Here is a 16,012-nt window from a genome sequence, read left to right as displayed (position 1 = left end):
GGTGTTGTTACGCCGCGAGGGCCTGATTTTGCCGGTAGCGCGGGCGTGTCTCATGGGGCGTGAGGTGGCCCCAGTGGATGTGTTTGCGTGGACGGTGTCTGTTGTAGAAGGCCTCGGTGAAGTCGAAGTTGCCGGCTCGGGCGGTGGCTTGGTGGGTCCGGAATCGGGTGCCGATCTCTTCTTTCAGGACGGCCCAGAAGCTCTCGGCGGCGGCGTTGTCGAAGCAGCTTCCGGTTCGGCCCATGCTTTGTCTGTGCCCGAACTCGCCTATTCTGGTGCGGAGTTGGGTGGAGGTGTATTGCGATCCGCGGTCGCTGTGGATCACGCGGCCGGGCTCCGGGCGACCCGGCGCGGCGGCCATGTCCAGCGCGTCGACGACGAGTTCGGCGCGGTGGTGGTCGGCGATCGAGTACCCGATCACTTCCCGGGTGGCCAGGTCCAGCCGCGGGGCGAGGTAGAGCCGGCCTTCGGCGGTGGGGACGCAGGTGATGTCCCCGACGATCTTCGTGCCGGGGCTGGTGGCGGTGAAGTCCCGGCCGATCATGTCGGGAGCTGGCGCGGCCTTGCTGCCTGCCTTGGTCGGACTGCGGCGCCCGGTGCGCCGCCTGTTCCCGGCAATGCCGTGTTGCCGCATGACCCGCTCCACCCGCTTACGGTTGACCAGCCGGCCCTGTCGGCGCAATGCGGCGGTGACGCGCGGGACGCCGTAGTTGTGCCGGAACGCGAGGTGGATCACCGTGATTTCATGGGCCAGGGCCTCGTCGTCCCGCTGCCTTGCTTCGCGGGCTTTCCGTCCGGCCACCCATGCGTAGTACGTCGAGCGGGCGGTCTTCATCACCTTGCACAGCAGTGTGACCGTGTAGTTCGCCTTCTCTGCATGGATGAACCAGCACATCTTGCTCACCGGTCGCTCTCCTTCGCGAAGAAGGCGGTCGCTTTTTTAGGATTTCGATCGTCTTCGCCTGCTCGGCGGTCGGCTTCCGCGGCCGCTTCAGCTCCTCGTCCCGAGTGTCGCCGCCTGGCCCGGGCGGGCAGGAACCGGCTTCGTCCTCCTGGGCGGCACGGGCCTTCTTCACCCAGCCCCGCGGGGGCTCCGAACTGACCCCGAGCTCCCCGGGCGACTTCGGTCACCGTTCGGCCCGACGACCGCACGAGCTCGATCGCGTCCCGCTTGTACTCGTCCGCGTACCGATTCGTGTGCTTGCTTCCCACCTGACACTGCTTCCTCTGGAACCTCGGATCCCAGTCTCCAGGTGTTCACGATCAAGGGGAAGCTTCAGTTTACGGTGAGGAAGCATGTCGGACGGATCCTCGCGAAGATCGGAGCGCGCGACCGTAGTCCAGGCCGTGATCACGGCCTGCGACGCCGGGCTGGTCAGGGCGAAGCCCCAGTAGCCGTTCCCGCACTCGGCTCCTACGTGTCTTTGTACTGGGCCGAGGTCCTGCTGCCCGCCACCGGCACATGGAACGCCCCGGCAAGACCAGGTCGCCGCCGCAATCGAGCCGGGCACGCCTGCCCAGCCGTTCACTGACGCGCTGACCGAGTTGGTCCAGGCTCAGGTCGACACCACCGGGTTCGTCGTACTCCACAGACGGGCGGAGATCCTGGAAGGCCACTTCCCCCGGAGCTCCCCAACCCCAAACACCAGCTTGGCGGCCTCGGGGGAACAGATCCGACGGGGACACAGCCACCGAGGTGCGCCCGAGTGGCAGATCGGGGACCCTGTCGGCTTCGGTCCGGGGTCGGCTCAGCGGTTGGGCTACGGTGTCGCATCGTGACGACTTTGATCATCGGTGGCAGTGGCTTCCTCGGCACTGAGCTGATCCGGCAGGCAGCGGCGGTTGGGCAACCGACGGTCGCGACATACGCGACCAGCCCCGGCAACAGTGCCCGAGTCGCGTGGCACCACCTCGACTTACGGGGGGACCCTGGGCGGGTGGACGCGGTCATGGCCGAGGTCAGACCCCAGCTCATCGTCAACGCATCGAGCGGCGGAGCCGATTGGGCGGTCACGGCCCAAGGCCCCGTGCGCCTGGCCATCGCGGCGGCGAAGTACGGCAGCCAACTTGTCCACGTCTCCAGCGATGCAGTCTTCTCCGGCGCGCGTGACCACTACGAGTCATGCCTCCCCGACCCCGTCACCCCGTACGGAGCGGCGAAAGCCGCAGCGGAGACCGGCGTCCTGCTCGTGCATCCGCAGGCCGTCGTCGCCCGTACCTCGCTGATCATCGGCGGCGGGCGGTCCGTTCACGAACGGGCCGTGCACGAGCTTGCCGCCGGCACACGCGAAGGCGTCCTGTTCACCGACGACATCCGCTGCCCGGTGCACGTCACCGACCTGGCCACAGCCATCTTGGAACTGGCGTCACACGACACCCACGGCATCCACCATCTCGCAGGAGCAGACGCCCTCAGCCGACACGAACTCGGCACCCTCATCGCCAGACGCGACGGCCTCGACGCCTCCCGACTACCAACCGGCCTGCGCGCCCACAGCACGCTTCCCGGCCCCATCGACGTCCGCCTCGACAGCCGCGCGACCCAGCGGAAACTGCGCACCACGCTACGCGGCGCCCGGCGATTCCTCACTGCAACAGCGTGACCCGCGGCTCTGACGAATGAGAGACAGGCTGCCCGAGACGCCACGCCGATGCCACCCATCCCATGGGGACATCGGGTGACTGGTGTCAATCAACCCCGTAATCGTGCGGCCCCGTTCAGCGGTCGGACGCACCCTTGACTATCCGGTGGCCTGCGGAGCTGAGCGCCCTCGCGACCTTCGGTGCGGCCGAGCAGGCCAGGACGCGCCCGTCGGGCCGCAGCGGTTCGTCGGCCACCAGCACATGACCGGCGGGTAGTGCTACCGCCTTTCGGCACGGGAGATCGTCACCGGCAGTTCGTCACTGCCGAGGGGGGCCCGCGCGAACAGGCCACCCTCGGTGGCGCATCGGGATTGAGGGACCGATCCAGGCGGGTACCTCCCCTTCAGTACATCCTCGAAGTCCCGCTCCGTGTAGGGGGTTTGGTGCGCGGATGCGCTGCGCGTGCTTCGTCTGTGCGCCCTTGTGGAAAGCGCTGTATCCGGAACATCTTGACGAGGGCTGAGAACGGGGAGGTGCGGTTTCGCGTCCGAACACGGTCACGACCTGACCGTGAACCGCTCGACAGCTACACGCTGGCTCACCGGCGCGCATCCCCGTCCGCCCGCGTCCGCCTACATCGTGGAGGCGCTGTCCCGGCGCCTGGGCAGACCCCTGGCCGCCGCCGACGCCGGTCTGACCCGCACCCCCGCCCGCATACCGGACTGGTCCGGCGAGGCACCCCCCGTGCACCATCTGGCCAAGCTGACCCACAGCCAACTCGACCCCAGCCGTGGAAGATTCCTGGGAGCGGACGTCTACAGCCTCACCGCGCTGAGGGTCCCCGGCTGGGAGGACCTCCTCGCCGGGAGGCCGGTTCGACAGCGGCCGGGCGATCCACACCTCGCCCGGTGAGCTGGCCATTCCGAGCCGGGCGAGCTGGCCATCCCGAGCCGGGCGAGCATCGAGTTGGTGGAGCACGGCGGCCAAGTGGGGCGGCCGCGGCTGCTCGGACTCGGCGTTGGCGTCGCGGCCTACGAGGTCTGGTCCGCGCTGGACAGCCAGAAGGGCGAGGCGGCCGTGTCGGTCGGCTCCACCCTGGCCGGCGCCTGGGCGGGTGCCAAGATCAGTGCAGCGGCCGGCGCGGCAATCGGATCCATCATCCCGGGCGCCGGAACTGCCGCCGGTGGAGTTGTCGGAGGCGTGGTCGGCGGTATCGCCGGGAGCTATGTCGGCAGCAAGGCGGGTGATTTCTTCAGCAGTCTCTGGTGACTCAACCCTGAGTCTCCGGTAACTCACCCCTGATAACCTGGCCTCCTGCGGTGCACTGTGGCCATGGGGGCCAGGCCCTTTGTCCGGTCGCACCGATTCGGGCCTATTCCCAGGCCCTGCGAGGCTGAAAAACGTGATGGGCGAGTACGACACGTCCGGCGGCTGGTTCGACGTCGATCCGGAGCTGGAGGCCACTGAGGACGGTCTGCGGTTTCTCGCCGCGCTGCGGGAGCGGGCGGCGTCCGGCGGATGGGGTTGCGAGCCCGACGACACCTATGCGATGTTCGCGGTCTTCGAGAACCGTATGGAACTTCTGGTCACCCTGGGTCTGTCCGATCCCACGACCGAGCCCGAGCAGCATGTGCTGACCGTTGGCGCGTTCTTCACCGGTTCGCGTCTCGTCGGCGGGGAATTCCACGATCAGCTGTACACCCTTGAGCGGACCCTGGAAACGCTGATCGAGAATGACGGGTCGCCGGAATTCCTCGCCGAGCGGGCCGCGGGGTGGTTCGCGCGGATGACCGAACTGCCTGTCTTGAGGAACGAGTTCGCCGTCGATGGCCGGGTGGTGAACCGGCAGTGGGTGCTGGCCGGCTCCGGCCGGGAGCTGGCGGCGCAGTTCCGGGTGGAGCCGGGCGACCCACTCGCGCGCAGGGTCCAGGTGCGGGGCGCGGGCGGTTCCGCGGAGTGAGGGCGCGGGCTGACCGCGGACGGACTCAGCCCTTCGCGGTGACGTCCCGCGTCAGGTCCACGAGCAGGCTGATCAACCGGGTGCGGGGCCGCGTCGCGCCATGCGAGCACGACCGGGACGGGCGGGGCGTCTGCCAGGGGACGGTAGACGACGCCGGGGTGCGGGTGCATTTCGGCGGTGGGAGCCGCCGAGATGGCGATGCCGCGGCCCGCTGCGATCGCCGTCGGCCAGTCGGCCGGAGACCGGGTTGAGGATCGCGGTCTCCGGCGCCAGGTCGGCGAGCGGCAGGAACGTGCGGGCGGCGAGCGGGTTGCCCGCCGGGAGCGCGGCGACGCGGGGCACGGCGACCAGTTCCACCGTCGCCAGACCCGGTGCGTCGGCCGGACCGCTGAGCAGGGCTGGTTCAAGGTCGGGGTGATCACGTGGCGCCGCTGGTCATCTCAGGATGGCGATATTCTGGAGGGGTGTCACGTACGCAACGAAGCTCCGGTTACTGAGGTTGTAGGCGTGGTGTCGTCAGTGTGAGTCCAGTCGCGGTGAGACATCCGTCGATGACGTTGCTGCCGTACTGAATCTGGCGGAGGCCATGTCGCCGTCGGAGGATGAGGTGGTCGAGAATCCGGCCTCGTCTTCGAAGACGATCCAGGCCCCGGGCGCCGCCGCGGTGGTTCCAGGTGCGGCCACACCTCCTTCACCCAGCCGGCCACGGCCGCATCGTCACGCTCGACGGCCCGACGGGCCGGAACCTGGTGACTTCAGCCGTGCCGCCGCAGCATCTGCGAGATGCCCGACAGTGTCATGCTCTTGTGGAACCGTCGGCCGATCAGCGGCTTGATACAGGCTAGGCCCTGTCTGACAAATCCCGCCTGGCTCGCGACGCCTGGCACGCGCGCTCGCCGCGTTGTCGGGTCACCCCAGTACGTCCAGTACTGGGGAGACCCTCCGCCTTGCGATCGCACGCACCAGACGCCGCGAGCCCCGCCCTCCGGGCGGACGGCGCTATTTGTCAGACAGGGCCTAGGGTCCATCGTTGATCCGGCCGGCCGTGGGCGACCGGGCCTTTGGCCAACTCCTCCTCGAGCACGGCGAACAGTGCCTCGCTCAGTTTCGGACGAGACGCCGGGCCACGGGAACGAACCGCGTCCTCGCCGGTCTCCCTCCAGGCCCGCCGCCACCGCTGGACGGACCGGACGCTGACCCGTAACTCCTTCGCGACCTCCGTACTGCCCTGCCCGGCGGCGAACATCCCGACAGCTTCCATCCGGACCCGCTCGCGGAAAGCTTGCCTCTCCGCCGTCAGACCCCCACCCCGCGGATACCTCATACAACCGGCATACCGCGACGATCAACAACAGTCAGCCCCTACGACAACCCGCCTTCAAGGTCAGTCCCCCCTGCGCGTACCTCACACCACACAGCTACCGGCCCGACTCAGCCGCTGTCAGGCCAACTGTCCGACATCACTCGATCAAGTTCAGTAGCTAGAAGGGAGGGTCGTTGGGGCCACGGGCGGCCTGCATGACCGCGTCACGCCGCCGGCTGGCCGCATGCTGTTCGGCGACGGAGGGCATTCCGGCGATGGCTTCGGCGGCGCGGCCATGCCGGATGAGCAGCTCGGCCACTTCCGACGGCCGCAGTTCGGTGTCCGCCCGCAGCAGAGTGACAGCCTCCTCAACGCGCCCCATCTCTTCCAGAATCCACGCCTTGCTGACCGTCAGGCCGTACATGTCCGGCGGCAGCGTCTCAGCGTAGGCGAGGGCCCCCTCGTGCCGGCCGGCCTCGCCCAGCAGCCAGATCCGGTAAGCAGTTCGATCAGGGGCCAGCGGAACTGGTCCGGATACTCGGCGGCCGCGATGAAACGCCGCAGCACGGCCTCGGCCTCATCTGCCTGCCCGTCGTCTTCGAGCGCCCGCGCGTAGTACGCGAGCGTCTCACCCGCACCCGCACCCGCACCCGCACCCGCACCCTCGCCGGTGCCCAGCACGCGCAGTTCCTCCAGGCGCCCGTGGCGCCGCAGGAGCTCGGCGTAGGCGATCAGTGTGTTCTGGACCACGAAGTGCCCGGCTGCGACGTCTGCCCCAAGTATCCGTACGGCCTCGTCGACCCGGCCCGCACGCTCCAGGACCTGGGCTTGGAGGTCTTGCGCGTTGCTGGGGTTCAAACCCCATCGCTCCTCGCCGCGGGCGCTGCGGGCCTGCTGAGCTCGCGGCGCGATCAGCTCCAGGATCTGCTCATCACGGCTTTGGCTCTCTGTCAGCTCGACGAGGGTGGACAGGATCCATTCCCTGTCCAGGTGCGGCGTGAGGACGGTGATCGCCTCGTCCAGCCTCCCCGCCTTGGCCAGCAGTTCCGCGAAATCGTGGCACACCCACTCCGAGGCAAGGCCTTCCTCGTCCGGGCGGACGGCGTCCAGTGCCTGCTGCACCCGCCCTGCCTCGAAGAGGACCTCGGCCCTCTCCAAGCGCGCCCTATTCCACCCAGCCTCGATGAACGGCTCCAGCACGTCCAGGGCCCGCTCGGCCTCGCCCGCCCGGGACAGCTCGCGAGCCGCAGCCTGGGCGCAGAACCATTCCCCCCGCTCCGATGCGGCCTGAATCAGCAGCTCTACCTCCCCCCCCCGATCCACCAGCATGGTGACCAGGCGAGGAGATATTCCGCCGAGTGTCCGTGACTGCCATTCAAGATCATCAATGTTCACGGGCCTGAGCGTACGAGCGACCACCCACAATGAGCCTCTGAGCTTGTTCTGCCTTCTGAACATGGTCCTGAGCTGGTCCTTCGTAAGATCGGCGAGCCCAGGAGCTTCGGGTACGGCTGTAAGCTCCCGGCCTCATCGACCAACTGGGCTGAACCCACTCGTTCTGCGTCGGAAACGCATGCTGGCGGACGGCCGTCAGACCTCCGCCAGATTCTGCGAACCCGCGCGCTTGCCACGACGACGAGCGCTAAGAGACCGCCACCGCCTTGTGGACACGGGCCCGGGCATTCTTCGCTTCGAGCGGGATCACCGTCGAACGCGTCCTGACTGACAACGGCTCCTGCCACAAGTCCCGCCTCTGGCACGACGCGCTCACAGGGCAATACACCTGGCCGGCGCCCTGCGGACGCTGCGTGATCCGGACGCGTCGGAGCTGTCGGAGCTGGACGAGTACGACGACGGCAGCGAGGACTGGCGCGTTGCCCGACGAACAACCGCGGCAGGGCTTTGCGGGTTGATGTGACGAGCGAGGCGAGGATCGAGCCGTACAGGGAGCGGTACAGGGAGCGGTCAGTCGCCGTCGCTGCTGAGGGTGCCGGCAATGCGTTCGGCGATGGCTTGGCGTAGGCCGGGGTCGAGACGTTCGGCCGTGAGGCATTCGTACAGCCACAGCCCGTCGGCGGCCAGGCGGGCGATGAACCGGTCGAGCGTGCCGGGGTCGTCGGTGGGTGTGGCCGGGGGTGGTGCCCATCGCTCGATCACCGCGTTCCAGGGGGCCGCGTGTTCGGCGGTCGTCGCTCCTTCCAGCATGAGCAGCAGTTCGGCCCGGGTGGCGCTCTGGGTGGCGACGCGGGTATAGGCGGTGAGCCGTTCGGCGGCGGTGGCTTCCGAAGAGGGCTTCCCCGCCGCTGCGGCCATGCCCGATTCCCACTGGTCGGCGAGGTGCTCGTGGATAGCCCGGACGAGGTCTTCGCGTGAGGCGAAGTGGTAAAGGAGGCCGCCCTTGGTCAGGCCGGCCTCGGCGGCGACGGAGTCGAAGGTGACACTCTTGATGCCTTCACGCTCCACGACGCGGGCAGCCGCTTCAAGAATCTGGGTTCGTTTGCTGGTCCGCATGGGTACTCCCGGGCTGGGTTTCAGTGGTGTGCTGAGGCTTGAGCGGCGTGCGCGGAGGTGGTCAGGGCTGATCCGGGGCCGTGACGGCGCAGGAGCAGGCCCGTGGCGATCGCGCCGATGGCCATCACGGCGGTGACCACGACCATCACGGCGAAGTACGCGCTGTCGAATGCGTCTGAGGCCGCTGTGACCAGCGAGGGGGTGTTCTTGCCGGCCAGGGCGAGCGCGGCGTCGAGACTGTCGCGTGCCCGGTCGGGCACTCCGGCGGGCAGGTTGATGGTCGCGCTGTAGACGGCGGTCAGGAGACTGCCGAGGAGGGCGACCGCGATGAGGCTGCCGAACTCGTAGGAGACCTCCTCGACGGAGGAGGCCATGCCGGCCCGGCGGGCCGGAACGTTGCCCATGATGGCGCTGGAGGCGACGGACATCGCCGAGCCGAGTCCGGCGCCGGTTATCAATAGGCCGGTGACGAGCAGTCCCATGCTGGTGTCGAAGCCGGCCAGGACCACCACGGAACCGGCCGTGCTGAGGGCGAGACCGCCCGCGACGATGGGCAGCAGGCCGACCCTGTGCAGGATGGCGCCGCCGACCATGGCCGTCGGCAGCGCCCCCAGGGCGACGGCGGCGACCAGGAGCCCTGCGTGCAGCGGAGTGCAGCCTGCCACGAGCTGAAAGCGCTGGGTGGTGACCAGCTGGACACCGGCGACGGCGAACATGGACAGCCCGGCGGCCAGGACGCCGGCGAGAAACGCCGGGTTGCGGAAGATCGCGAAGTCCAGCAGAGGGTAGGGCAGGCGGCGCTGCCGCCGTGCGAACGCCCACCCGCCAACAACGGCCGCGAGAACGGGGGCGGCGATGACGAGGAGAGCGGGGCTGGTCTTCGCCGTCTCCTTGATCGCGATCACGAGGCCGACCAGGGTGACGAGCGCGAGCAGTGACGAGGCCAGATCCCAGCGCTTGGAGGGGTCCGCGTCATTGGGGGGCGCGAGGACCAGCGTGGCAATGAGCGCCGCGATGACGACCGGGACGTTGATCAGAAAGACCGACCCCCACCAGAAACTGTTGAGCAGGATGCCACTGACGATCGGGCCGAGCCCGCTGCCCACGATTGCCAGGCTTCCCCAGATGGCGATGGCGACGTTGCGCTCACGTTCATCCTCGAACGTGACACGGATCAGGGCGAGGGTCGCGGGCATCATCGTCGCCGCCCCCACCGCCAGGAACGCCCGTGCCGCGATCAGGGTCTCCGGGCTCGACGAGAACGCGGCTGCCAGCGAGGCGGTCCCGAAGACCACCAGGCCGATCAGGAACATCCGCCGGTGCCCCACCCGGTCTCCCAGTGTTCCGCTGCCCAGCAACAGCCCGGCCATCACCACCGGATAGGCGTTGATGATCCACAAGCTCTCCGAACTGCTCGCGCCCAGGTCCTCCACCAGCGTCGGCAACGCCGCGTACAGGATGGAGTTGTCCAGGGTGATCAACAGCAGCCCCGCACTCACGACCGTGAGCAGCAGCCAGCGCCGCTTCGTACTCAAAACCATCTCCGCACGCCTCTCAAGCAGTCGACATCAGCTCGTAACTATACCTTCCGAAAGGTATAGTTACGAAAGCGATCGAGTGCGGCTCGATCCCGGTGACTGTGCCGCCCGCTGACCGGCGGATCGCCGCTCCGCGACAGCCCGCACGGGACAGACACCGCAGGCCGTCCAATGAACGGAGGCGTGCATCCGAAGGCCGGTCGAGGAGGGCGAGGAGATCGACTTCCGGACCGTCGCCCGCGCCGCGGGCGTTGGCTCGGACTTTCTCTATGCCCACTGACCTGCGCAAACGCATCGAGACCTTGCACGGTCGGCAACGGACCGAGAACTGCGCCTGCGACGCGTGATCCAGTCACATAACCCGAGACTGTGACAGCACTCGTCCGGCTCCACAGCTCACGATCCAGAACGCAATCCCAGAACGCTGTGCTCCACCACACCCGCGGGAAGATCAGTTTTCCCTGAAGCCCTGGCGGTCAACTCCACGAGTCCGGCCCGGAGGTCGGCGGCTGCCTCACCAAGGACGATCGCGCTGATGACCAGCTCCATCATCAGTCGGTCGTACTCGTCGCCCATGCTCCGATAGCGCTCACCATCGGCCTCCACCACAGCAGAGGCGATGCTCCACCCACCGCCGGCCAGGGGGGCAAAGGACGCCTCATAGACTCCATGACCGGTCCAACTCCGGTGCATGAAAAGGACATCGCCTTCGACGAAGACGTTCCACTTCTCATCCATGTCCCGGGCCCGATATCCGCGCCGGATCCGCTCCCAGTCCTCGTCCGTCCAGACACGATTCGGCAACTGGGGCACCGGCCTGGGCGTGTTGATCGGCTGGAGGCGCCGGAACGACTCTCGGGTGAGCGGGGCATCGGCAGTCATGACGTGATCCTACGGACGCACCACTCCAACAGGACAGCGACTCCCCCCAACTGGGAAGAGGACGAGGCTCTTCGGCGCACCACCTGACTGGGCGTCGGTGGAGGTCGCCGTACCTCTTGACCGACGGATGAGCACGCGCCCGTCGCTTGATCCGGAGGTGGCTGCTGCTGCCTGGTGGTTGACTCTCACCTGCCGGGGACGGGTGCGCGTTGACAGCCTGGCGAACGAGGCGGGATGGAGCCGTACGCGCCTGTGGTCCCGCTTCCGGTCCCAGATCGGTCTCCCCCCAATCACGCCGCCCCGCTGGTGAGCTTCGACCACGCCGCCCATCTCCTCGCGGCGGGTAACGCCGCCGCGCAGGTCGCGGCCGCAAGCGGCTACGTCGACCAGGCCCACCTCCACCGCGAGGTCAAAGCGTTCACCGGGTGACACGCACCGCCGTAGCCGCTGCGCCGTGGCTCGCCATCGATGACGTCGCGTGGCCGACCTCGTTCGCGGACCTGACACCGTCGAGGTCTACGATCCGTCAGGCGCCGACGCTGTGACCTGGACGTTCCCCTTCAGTCTCATGACGTGTCGGGAAGGACGTCGAGACGCCGGCTGAAGCCGTGCATGGCGGCCTCGGGCTTCCTGCTGGAGGGCGCGCTGTCACCCGTTCGACGACGCGCCCGACGCGGCGGCTCGGACAGCCCTGGTCGGCCTTGAGGAATGTCGGCATCGGCTCCAGAGGCGGTCGCGGCGCGGGCCGGGGCGGGTGGTTTCGCTCGTCCGGACGGCATGCCCGCGCGCGGATCGCCACGTCCCCGAGCCATCCGCGCTTCGCGCTTAAGGTGACGCTCGGAGGTGGAGGATGCGAGTGGGACTGCACGCGCTCGGTATCGGTGGCGGTGCCCGCCCCGAGGTGATCCGTGCGGTGGCCACAGCCGCGGAGACGCACGGCTTCGCGAGGCTCTGGTGCGGCGAGCACGTGGTGCTCGTGGACGCGCCCGCGTCTCGCTATCCCTACTCCGCGGACGGCCGGATCGCCGTGCCCGCGGACACGGACTGGCTGGACCCGCTGCTTGCCCTGACCTTCGCGGCGGCGGTCACCAGCCGGATCGAACTCGCCACCGGGGTACTCCTGTTGCCTGAGCACAACCCGGTGGTGGTCGCCAAACAGGCCGCCACACTCGACATGCTCTCCGCCGGGCGTTTCAGCCTCGGGGTCGGGGTCGGCTGGTCGGCCGAGGAATTCGCAGCGCTCGGAGTCCCCTTCGCCAGACGGGGACGGCGCACCGAAGAGTACCTTGCCGTGATGCGCACCCTCTGGGCCGAGGACCTGGCCTCCTACACAGGGGAGTTCGCCCGCTTCGACGCGATCCGCGTCAACCCGAAGCCACTGCGCGGCGGCCGGCTCCCGGTCGTGGTCGGCGGCAACAGCGACGCCGCCTTGCGCCGGGCGGTCATGCTCGCCGACGGCTGGTACGGCTTCGACATCCCGGCGACCGACGTTCCGGCGCGTATCGCCGTTCTCGCCGCCGAGTGCGCCCGCCGCGGTCGCGCTTTCGACGAGCTCACGGTCGCCGTAGCGCTGAGAGACGGCACCCCGGACCACGTTCCCGCACTCGACACAGCCGGCGTCACCGAACTCGTTGTCGTCGGCGAGCCCCCGCCCGCTCCCGACGCGGCGGCCACCTGGGTTGCGGAACTCGCCCAGACCTGGATCCACCCGAGGGAATAGGCAGGACTGGCCGGGACATCAGCCGCATAATCACAGTCGTTCCCCGGTGGATCAAGGGCACGGAGAGAGGGGTGTGCGCAGGCGCTTCGCAGTCCGGCCGTGATGCGGACCTTGGAGGTCTTCCGGTAGGCCCTGGAACTGTACGCCCCCTCCGGGACCCGGACGCCGTTGAGGGCGACGAGGACGAGGACTGACGGCCCGCACGATGATGGATCGGGTGTACAGAGGGGGTCGTTGAGAGGGCGGCGTCGTTGGCTGGTCATGACCCGTAATTGATCCTTGCCATGGCGTTCGCCGGTGCCGTTCCGGCATCTCTGGGGGCAACCGTGTGGCGCGAGGCGAGTGGAAACCACTTTGTGCAGCTCAGCGCCGCTGTGATCGACACTTTCGTGTGCAATACCATTGGCGCTACTCGTGATTGGAGCGGCTCTTCGAGTTCCTGAAGAGGAAGCCGCAGTCACCCGACTTGGCACGAACGGCCTGAGCCTCAGACGATGGTTTCAGGTGGTGCGGCAGAGGGCGTGATCGATGAGGTCGCGCAGTGCGTCTTCCTGGCGGGCGGCGGTCTGCGGGTCCGCGGAGCGGCTGTGCGCGGAGACGGTGATAGTGCGTCGACTGTCCGTTGTTGTCGCTGCCCGGATGATATCCGAAGCCGCTTCCTCCGTGCCCGAGGTAGCCGCCGCCGCAGGACAGGGGTGTGAAGAACAGGCCCAGGCCGTTCCGGGTGCCTTCCGGGTGACCGCTGTTCTTCGGCACCGGCACAGTGTTCTGCATGGCAGCGAGTTCGGCGGGCTCCAGCAGTTGTCCGCTTGCCAGTGCGGCGAAGAAGCGGTTGAGGTCGCGGGCCGTTCCGGTCATCGAGCCGTCGGCCCCGCTGTCGAAGGGACGGTAGGGGATCGTGGTGTCGACCATCGGGCCGTCCACGGTGAACTGCTGGTAGTTGGCCGTGTGCGGATACGGAAGGAAGGGCCAGGTGCCGGGGGTGTCGGTATGCTGCAGGCCGAGCGGGCGCAGGATGCGCTCGTGGACCTGCTGTTCCCAGGTACGGCCTGTGATCTTCTCAATGATCATTCCGACGAGCACGTAATTCGTGTTGGAGTACGCCCAGTTGGTGCCTGCCGGGAAGGCGGGCTCATGGCGCATAGCCAGGTCCACCAGCTCTTCGGGCTTGTAGGCACGCCACCGGTTGGCGAAGTAGGTCTGGGTACTGGGGTCAGGGAAGACGTCGTAGATGTAGTCGGGAAGGCCACTGGTGTGCTGCAGCAGGTCGCGGACGGTGATGGTCCGGCCGTCGTTTCCAGCGCCGGACACGACCCCGGGCAGCAGCTGCTCCACTGTCTGGTCGAGGGAGATCCGTTTTTCGCCCACCAGTTGCATCATGACGGTGGCGACGAACGTCTTGGTGGTGCTGCCCAAACGCAGGTAGCCGTCCGCCGCCACCGGGCGGCGAGTCGCCAGGTCCCCGACCCCGGAGCGGGCTGTGACCGTCCCGCGTGGGGTTTCCAGGCGGACGGCCACCCCGGTGACCCCGGTATCCCGCAGTGCGTCGGCGTCACGCTGCACCGACCATGCCGTGCCCGATGGGCGTGGCGCGGCTGAAGCCGCAGCGGAGGGCAGAGATGACACAGCCAGCGCCAGCACCGCGGCTGATAACCACGAACGACGAAAGATCATGATGCGAGGTTAGGAACTGCAAGGGTCACCAGCCATCCGGCATACGCCCCATCCCGAACGGGTGCCAGCCGGATGGACATCACGGCTGGCACTGAGCGCCACCACTGTCTTCCCCAGTCTGGTCATGCTCCTGAAGAGCACAGAGACCTTCCGACAGCTGTTGGCTCAGCCGCGTTGGTTCAGTGCTCTGGTCAGGTCCCGGTTGGCCTCCCTCGCGGCATCGAGATCGGACCGGTCTTCCTCCAGCGCGGAGGTCAGTTCGACGCTGTGCTGCTCCAGCTCGGCGGGGCAGGGGAGTTGGCCCCGTTCCGAGCCGAGCGGGCTGCGGACAGCGTCCCCCGGCTTGGTCTCCGCACTGCGCTCATCAGGCGGAATCATGGCTTGCCAAGTCAAAGGCAGGCGTGCTGCTGGAAATGACCCGAGCGAAGTCCGGCTTGTAAGGGTTGTCCCGTAACGATCTTGGAGTTGGTGGAGCCGGAGTCGGTCGCCGCGCTGCCCCTGTGCTTATCCGGCGAGAGCGAGGTTGTGCAGTCGGGCGATGCCGAGCATCGCGTGATGGACTCCGTCGCCTTTGAGTCGGCAGTCGCGCAGGATCTTCCAACCCTTCATGCGGGCGAAGGTGTGCTCGACGCGGGCCCGGACCTGCTTGTGGGAGTGGTTGTGTTCCTCTTTCCAAGCCGGAAGTTCCTCGCCTTTGCGTCGGCGGTGTGGGATGACCAGTCCGGTGCCTTGGTAGCCGCCGTCGGCGATGGTCATCGTTTTGCCGACGGCGGCCTTGGCTCCGGATTCTTCCCAGCGGCGGGAGTCGTGCCGGTTGCCGGGCAGGGGCCGGCCGACCATGACGACCAGGCGGGTGTCGGCGTCGATGACCACCTGATGGGCTGTGGAGTAGCGGTAGTTTTTCGACTGCTCGGCCACCGCATGGTCGCGAGTGGGCACCAGGGTGCCATCCACGATCAGCACGCTGTCTTTGCGGAACCGCTGGCGTGGCTGCAGCGCGAGCAACGGCCCAAGGTGGCCGATGATCCGGTCCGCCGCGGACTTCGAGATGCCGAACAGCGGTGCGATCTGGCGCATCGTCAAGTTTGTGCGCCAGTAAGCCGTGACAAGCAGAATGCGATCCTCAAGTGGGAGCCCCCAAGGCCGCCCACGCTGAAGCTCGGCAGCGGTCTCGCGCCGCACGGCGGTCACCAGCTTGCCGAAGCAGCGCGGGCTCAGCCCGGTGAAGGGACCTATCCAGGACGGCACCGACGCCGTGATCACTGCAGTCACACCAAGATCGTTCCATCTGAGGCCGGCCGGGATGTGCACGGATCAAATACGGAGCCCGAGGTGCCGGTCCAGCTGACTGCGCAGACGAGCAGAAGCCCCACGCAGAGTCCCGAGTTCTCTCACTTCCGCCGCCGGAAGTTCTGTCCGACCTGCGAGCGCGAGCACAGCGGCATAGGGTCGTTCGCCTTCGGCGAGCTTCGCCGCCACGGCGTCACGGACGGCTCGCAGCACTGCGTGGTCGGCACTCGGATGCTCCGCCAGCAGGCGAAGGAGCCTGTTGTCGTTCCACGCACTGTCATGGGCCGTGCTCAGTTCCAGCAGCGTGCCGGGCGCCGTTGAGGGATTGGCGGCCAGCGCCTGCCAGACGAAGGGGTATGGACAACGCGAGAGTCGATGCAGGACGGCGGTGTCGTTCTCAGCATGCGCCAGTTCGAGGTAGTCGGCAGGGGCGTGCACGGGCATGGCCCCTCAGGATCGTCGGGGCAATCATCCTGCCATCAGGGCTCGGTCGCCCGTGTGCGGGGCTCTGACCGTAACCGGTCGAAGATCGCTTACGGGACAACCCTTAG

The 16,012-nt window shown here is 67.9% G+C and carries 16 protein-coding genes and 4 pseudogenes; 8 read left to right on the top strand and 12 right to left on the bottom strand.

What is annotated here, in order from left to right:
• Positions 1–7: 7 nt before the first annotated feature.
• Positions 8–916: pseudogene (locus tag M1203_RS23250) on the bottom strand (IS3 family transposase); the annotation flags it as partial.
• Between the two features lie 859 nt (positions 917–1,775).
• Here M1203_RS23250 and M1203_RS23245 point away from each other — a divergent pair.
• From M1203_RS23245 to M1203_RS23225, 5 genes are all read left to right on the top strand, one after another.
• Positions 1,776–2,603 carry a sugar nucleotide-binding protein gene (locus M1203_RS23245; protein ID WP_249951723.1) on the top strand — a complete coding sequence of 276 codons (828 nt, stop codon included), beginning with the start codon at positions 1,776–1,778 and terminating at the stop codon, positions 2,601–2,603.
• 550 nt (positions 2,604–3,153) lie between these two features.
• Positions 3,154–3,495 carry a hypothetical protein gene (locus M1203_RS23240; protein ID WP_249951722.1) on the top strand — a complete coding sequence of 114 codons (342 nt, stop codon included), beginning with the start codon at positions 3,154–3,156 and terminating at the stop codon, positions 3,493–3,495.
• 75 nt (positions 3,496–3,570) lie between these two features.
• The gene (locus tag M1203_RS23235; RefSeq protein ID WP_249951721.1) at positions 3,571–3,852 is read left to right on the top strand and encodes a hypothetical protein; all 282 of its coding nucleotides are present in this window, start codon (positions 3,571–3,573) and stop codon (positions 3,850–3,852) included.
• A 133-nt stretch (positions 3,853–3,985) separates the two neighbouring features.
• On the top strand, positions 3,986–4,543 hold the full coding sequence (locus M1203_RS23230) for a hypothetical protein (protein WP_249951720.1): 558 nt from the start codon (positions 3,986–3,988) through the stop codon (positions 4,541–4,543).
• A 192-nt stretch (positions 4,544–4,735) separates the two neighbouring features.
• A complete protein-coding gene (locus tag M1203_RS23225) occupies positions 4,736–5,068 on the top strand; it encodes a hypothetical protein (protein ID WP_249951719.1) in 333 nt (110 codons plus the stop codon).
• Between the two features lie 86 nt (positions 5,069–5,154).
• On the opposite strand, the pseudogene M1203_RS39050 reads toward M1203_RS23225, so the two are convergent.
• The 4 genes and pseudogenes from M1203_RS39050 to M1203_RS23205 all read right to left on the bottom strand — a co-directional run.
• Positions 5,155–5,388: pseudogene (locus M1203_RS39050) on the bottom strand (winged helix-turn-helix domain-containing protein); the annotation flags it as partial.
• A gap of 161 nt (positions 5,389–5,549) precedes the next feature.
• Positions 5,550–5,789 carry a helix-turn-helix domain-containing protein gene (locus M1203_RS23215; RefSeq protein ID WP_249951718.1) on the bottom strand — a complete coding sequence of 80 codons (240 nt, stop codon included), beginning with the start codon at positions 5,787–5,789 and terminating at the stop codon, positions 5,550–5,552.
• Between the two features lie 235 nt (positions 5,790–6,024).
• On the bottom strand, positions 6,025–6,270 hold the full coding sequence (locus M1203_RS23210; RefSeq protein ID WP_249951717.1) for a hypothetical protein: 246 nt from the start codon (positions 6,268–6,270) through the stop codon (positions 6,025–6,027).
• Positions 6,258–7,241 carry a hypothetical protein gene (locus M1203_RS23205; protein WP_249951716.1) on the bottom strand — a complete coding sequence of 328 codons (984 nt, stop codon included), beginning with the start codon at positions 7,239–7,241 and terminating at the stop codon, positions 6,258–6,260. Before M1203_RS23205 ends, M1203_RS23210 begins: the two co-directional genes overlap by 13 nt.
• A 251-nt stretch (positions 7,242–7,492) precedes the next feature.
• Between M1203_RS23205 and M1203_RS23200 the strand changes: the two are divergent.
• Positions 7,493–7,615 (top strand): annotated as a pseudogene (locus M1203_RS23200) (IS481 family transposase); the annotation flags it as partial.
• Positions 7,616–7,811: 196 nt separating this feature from the next.
• Here the strand turns inward: M1203_RS23200 and M1203_RS23195 are convergent.
• The 3 genes from M1203_RS23195 to M1203_RS23185 form a co-directional block, all read right to left on the bottom strand.
• Positions 7,812–8,357 carry a TetR/AcrR family transcriptional regulator gene (locus M1203_RS23195; RefSeq protein WP_249951715.1) on the bottom strand — a complete coding sequence of 182 codons (546 nt, stop codon included), beginning with the start codon at positions 8,355–8,357 and terminating at the stop codon, positions 7,812–7,814.
• A gap of 20 nt (positions 8,358–8,377) precedes the next feature.
• The gene (locus M1203_RS23190) at positions 8,378–9,898 is read right to left on the bottom strand and encodes an MFS transporter (RefSeq protein ID WP_249951714.1); all 1,521 of its coding nucleotides are present in this window, start codon (positions 9,896–9,898) and stop codon (positions 8,378–8,380) included.
• A 393-nt stretch (positions 9,899–10,291) separates the two neighbouring features.
• On the bottom strand, positions 10,292–10,777 hold the full coding sequence (locus M1203_RS23185) for a hypothetical protein (protein ID WP_249951713.1): 486 nt from the start codon (positions 10,775–10,777) through the stop codon (positions 10,292–10,294).
• A 115-nt stretch (positions 10,778–10,892) separates the two neighbouring features.
• On the opposite strand from M1203_RS23185, the pseudogene M1203_RS23180 reads away from it, so the two are divergent.
• Both M1203_RS23180 and M1203_RS23175 read left to right on the top strand, forming a co-directional pair.
• Positions 10,893–11,322 (top strand): annotated as a pseudogene (locus tag M1203_RS23180) (helix-turn-helix domain-containing protein); the annotation flags it as partial.
• A 305-nt stretch (positions 11,323–11,627) separates the two neighbouring features.
• On the top strand, positions 11,628–12,497 hold the full coding sequence (locus tag M1203_RS23175) for an LLM class F420-dependent oxidoreductase (RefSeq protein ID WP_249951712.1): 870 nt from the start codon (positions 11,628–11,630) through the stop codon (positions 12,495–12,497).
• Between the two features lie 408 nt (positions 12,498–12,905).
• On the opposite strand, the gene M1203_RS23170 is transcribed toward M1203_RS23175, so the two are convergent.
• The 4 genes from M1203_RS23170 to M1203_RS23155 form a co-directional block, all read right to left on the bottom strand.
• Positions 12,906–14,171: a serine hydrolase domain-containing protein gene (locus M1203_RS23170; RefSeq protein WP_308404895.1), complete on the bottom strand. Its 1,266-nt coding sequence runs from the start codon at positions 14,169–14,171 to the stop codon at positions 12,906–12,908.
• 165 nt (positions 14,172–14,336) lie between these two features.
• Complete coding sequence (locus M1203_RS23165) at positions 14,337–14,549, bottom strand: hypothetical protein (protein WP_249951711.1); 213 nt, start codon at positions 14,547–14,549, stop codon at positions 14,337–14,339.
• 126 nt (positions 14,550–14,675) lie between these two features.
• The gene (locus M1203_RS23160; protein WP_249951710.1) at positions 14,676–15,443 is read right to left on the bottom strand and encodes a transposase; all 768 of its coding nucleotides are present in this window, start codon (positions 15,441–15,443) and stop codon (positions 14,676–14,678) included.
• 42 nt (positions 15,444–15,485) lie between these two features.
• On the bottom strand, positions 15,486–15,905 hold the full coding sequence (locus M1203_RS23155; protein ID WP_249951709.1) for a hypothetical protein: 420 nt from the start codon (positions 15,903–15,905) through the stop codon (positions 15,486–15,488).
• Positions 15,906–16,012 lie beyond the last annotated feature (107 nt).

The organism is Streptomyces sp. 35G-GA-8, assembly GCF_023534745.1.
Lineage (GTDB): Bacteria > Actinomycetota > Actinomycetes > Streptomycetales > Streptomycetaceae > Streptomyces.
The sequence above is the reverse complement of the archived record's forward strand: the minus strand, read 5'-3'. Positions and strand labels throughout refer to the sequence as shown.

Excerpts from the sequence above, each read along its gene's own strand:
- M1203_RS23225 (WP_249951719.1), top strand. The coding sequence starts at position 4,736 with ATGGCGATGCCGCGGCCCGCTGCGATCGCCGTCGGCCAGTCGGCCGGA.
- M1203_RS23215 (WP_249951718.1), bottom strand. The coding sequence starts at position 5,789 with ATGTTCGCCGCCGGGCAGGGCAGTACGGAGGTCGCGAAGGAGTTACGG.
- M1203_RS23210 (WP_249951717.1), bottom strand. The coding sequence starts at position 6,270 with ATGTACGGCCTGACGGTCAGCAAGGCGTGGATTCTGGAAGAGATGGGG.
- M1203_RS23195 (WP_249951715.1), bottom strand. The coding sequence starts at position 8,357 with ATGCGGACCAGCAAACGAACCCAGATTCTTGAAGCGGCTGCCCGCGTC.
- M1203_RS23190 (WP_249951714.1), bottom strand. The coding sequence starts at position 9,898 with ATGGTTTTGAGTACGAAGCGGCGCTGGCTGCTGCTCACGGTCGTGAGT.
- M1203_RS23185 (WP_249951713.1), bottom strand. The coding sequence starts at position 10,777 with ATGACTGCCGATGCCCCGCTCACCCGAGAGTCGTTCCGGCGCCTCCAG.
- M1203_RS23175 (WP_249951712.1), top strand. The coding sequence starts at position 11,628 with ATGCGAGTGGGACTGCACGCGCTCGGTATCGGTGGCGGTGCCCGCCCC.
- M1203_RS23170 (WP_308404895.1), bottom strand. The coding sequence starts at position 14,171 with ATGATCTTTCGTCGTTCGTGGTTATCAGCCGCGGTGCTGGCGCTGGCT.
- M1203_RS23165 (WP_249951711.1), bottom strand. The coding sequence starts at position 14,549 with ATGATTCCGCCTGATGAGCGCAGTGCGGAGACCAAGCCGGGGGACGCT.
- M1203_RS23155 (WP_249951709.1), bottom strand. The coding sequence starts at position 15,905 with ATGCCCGTGCACGCCCCTGCCGACTACCTCGAACTGGCGCATGCTGAG.